Below are 2310 nucleotides of genomic sequence, written 5' to 3' on the forward strand. Positions count from 1 at the left end.
GAGGACCCTGGTCGCCCCCGGGAGTCGTCGTCGCCCCATCACCCGGTCCGCTGCTCATGTCCACCACCCCAAATATGGCAGCGGACACGACTCCCCAGATCCCTCCGCCCGCCGTGCATCTCCGACGTAGGGCACCAAGCCTCCTCGGTCCGAGCAACCGTGGGCCTCAGGCTGACAGGTATCCCGAACGCGTGCTACCCGTCGCTGGGCACGGCAGTCCGGCACTGGTAGAAGCCACGATGAGCCTCGTCGAAAACCTCGCATGCAACTCCTCCCGCCCCCACGGGTGTTCCACCAGGCGGCCGGGACCCCCACCTTCTACGGAGGGGTGACTGCATCTCCGCCCTCAGGACGAGCCGTCGCTGATGTCCTAAAGCGGCCGGCAGTACCTCGCTGTGCGCTACACCCAACGGCTGGCCGAGGCCGGCGCGGTGGCCTCCGTCGGCTCCACCGGCGACTCCTACGACTGTGAGACTTCGCCTTGCCGTCCGGCGGCCTGACTCTTGCTTATGACTGACCCCGAGGTCTGGGTGTCCTTGCTGTTGATCTGTCGTCCGCCGGGCGGTGCATCAGATGGTGCTGGCCGGGCGGGCAGTGACCTCATAGGAGCCTGATCGCACTCAGTCTCGTCACAGTCCCGTCCACCCGACCGGCCAGCACTGCCACCGTCCGCCTGGTCTGTTGGAGGTAGCAGTGACGAGCATGATCCCCACCTCGGAAGTCGTCCAGCGAGAGGTTGACTATCGGCGCCACCGGGTTGTGGTCGGCGTGGACACGCACAAGTACGTGCACGTCGCGGTCGCCCTTGACGAGTTCGGCGGACTGATCGATTCCAGGAGCTTCGCCGCCGACCGGGCCGGCTACACCCAGTTGATCGACTGGGCCGTCGGTCTGGGCCCAAAGCTGACGTTCGCCATCGAGGGCACCGGCTCCTACGGTGCCGGGCTGACCTCCGCGGTCCGCCGCCGGAACATCGGCGTCATCGAGGTGCTGCGCACCGACCGCCGAGACCGACGGCTGCGCGGAAAGAGCGACACCCTCGACGCCGAGAACGCCGCCCGCGCCGTCCTTGGCGGCCACGCCACCGCTGTTCCCAAGTCCAACGACGGCGTGGTGGAGATGCTGCGGCAGATCAAGGTCGCCAAGGACGTCGCGGTCAAGGCCCGCACCGCGGCGATGATCAGCTTGAAGGCTGTCATCGTGAACGCCCCACCGGAGCTGCGCGAGGCCCTGCAGCCGCTGTCGAAGATGGCGCTCATCGACCGCTGCGCCGGCCTGCGCCCCGGCCCGGTCACCACCGTGGCCGCGGCCACCAAGCACACGCTGCGGTCGATCGCCCGCCGCTGGCAGCAGCTCAACGACGAAATCAAGACCCATGAGACGCTGCTGACCGAGCTCACCGGCCAGCTCGTGCCGCAGCTGGTCGCCGCATTCGGCCTCGGCCCGGACACCGCCGCCGAGCTGCTCATCGTCGCCGGAGACAACATCGACCGAGTCCGCTCCGAGGCCGCCTGGGCCCGCCTCTGCGGCGTGGCCCCGGTCCCGGCATCTTCCGGCCTGACCACCCGGCACCGGCTCAACCGCGGCGGCCACCGCCAAGCCAACGCCGCTCTCTACCGCGCGGTCATCGTCCGCATGCAGCACCACGAGCCCACCCGTGCCTACGTCGCCCGACGGACCCTCGAGGGCAAGACCAAGGCCGAGATCATCCGCTGCCTCAAGCGGCTACTCGCCCGCGAGACCTGGGCACTCCTCCGACCGCTGCGCAGCGTTCCCCGGAACGCTCCCGCGGCCCCTTGACGGATATAGGAGCGTCAACGCCGCCGCCGAGTCCCTCATCGGCCTTTACAAGACCGAACTCATCCGCCGCCGCAGTCCCTGGAAGGGACTCGACGACGTCGAACTGGCCACCCTGGAGTACGTCGACTGGTTCAACCACCGCCGCCTCCACGGCGCCTGCGGCGACATCCCACCGGTCGAGTTCGAGGACAACCACTACCGTTCGATCGCCGGCCTCACCGAGGACTCCCCGGCAGAACCAAGCCTCCACTGAACCCGGGGCGGTTCATACCGGAGTAAGTGAGCTATTATCAACGGATTGGCGGCTGACGCCGTCCTACGGCCCTGAAGTAGCAGCTCGCCGGCGCGGGAGGTGTGTCGCGGCATGAGGCGCGGGGCCCTGCGCCTCAGGATCGGTTCTGCCTAAGGAATCGATCACCAGCGCGAGGACCCCGCGTGATCACCTACTCCGCCACGCTCGACGTTCCCGCCGACACCGCCACGCTGCTGACCGACCTGCTCATCGCCGAA

The 2310-nt window shown here is 68.4% G+C and carries 1 protein-coding gene and 1 pseudogene; both read left to right on the forward strand.

The genetic code is table 11. The annotated features are described in order from the left end of the window. Positions 1 to 702: 702 nt before the first annotated feature. The gene (locus tag VN520_RS26500; protein WP_325749463.1) at positions 703 to 1800 is read left to right on the forward strand and encodes an IS110 family transposase; all 1098 of its coding nucleotides are present in this window, start codon (positions 703 to 705) and stop codon (positions 1798 to 1800) included. 16 nt (positions 1801 to 1816) lie between these two features. Then, positions 1817 to 2053 (forward strand): annotated as a pseudogene (locus VN520_RS26505) (integrase core domain-containing protein); the annotation flags it as partial. Between the last annotated feature and the right edge of the window lie 257 nt (positions 2054 to 2310).

It is taken from the genome of Streptomyces sp., from assembly GCF_035563135.1.
GTDB lineage: Bacteria > Actinomycetota > Actinomycetes > Streptomycetales > Streptomycetaceae > Streptomyces.

Excerpts from the sequence above, each read along its gene's own strand:
- VN520_RS26500 (WP_325749463.1), top strand. The coding sequence starts at position 703 with ATGATCCCCACCTCGGAAGTCGTCCAGCGAGAGGTTGACTATCGGCGC.